The following is a 415-nucleotide window of genomic DNA, read 5'->3' as shown; positions in this document are numbered from 1 at the left end:
CATGGTGACCAGCTCACCCAATATCCGACCGATACGGGCCGGGCCCGCATCCGGAATCAGATCGAAGACCCGGTAGGCGATATCCGGGTGCCGCAGAGCGACCTGCTCGGGGTCGCGGATATCGGTCTTCCCCATCTCGATGAACCGGCCGCCCTCGGCGAGCAGTCGCAGCGACGCGTCGGTGAACTCGCCCGCCAGACTGTTCAGCACCACATCCACACCCCGGCCGCCCGTCGCCTCACGGACCGACTCCTCAAAAGCCACATCCCGCGACGACGCCCGGTGCGCCGCATCGATCCCCATCTCCTCCAGCACACCGTGCTTACCAGGGCTCGCCGTCGCGAAGACCTCAGCACCCCGATACCGCGCAATCTGCACCGCCGCCATCCCCACCCCACCCGTCGCCGCGTGAATC

General features: G+C 67.5%; 1 protein-coding gene. It reads right to left on the bottom strand.

Features of this window, described 5'->3' with window-relative positions; translation table 11 throughout:
* The coding region (locus tag G5C65_RS38300) for a zinc-binding dehydrogenase (RefSeq protein WP_165303703.1) at nt 1-415 on the bottom strand (415 nt) is incomplete at both ends.

It is taken from the genome of Streptomyces boncukensis, assembly GCF_011045075.1.
In the GTDB taxonomy this organism is placed as follows: Bacteria; Actinomycetota; Actinomycetes; order Streptomycetales; family Streptomycetaceae; genus Streptomyces; species Streptomyces boncukensis.
This window is presented reverse-complemented; position numbering and strand designations above follow the sequence as displayed.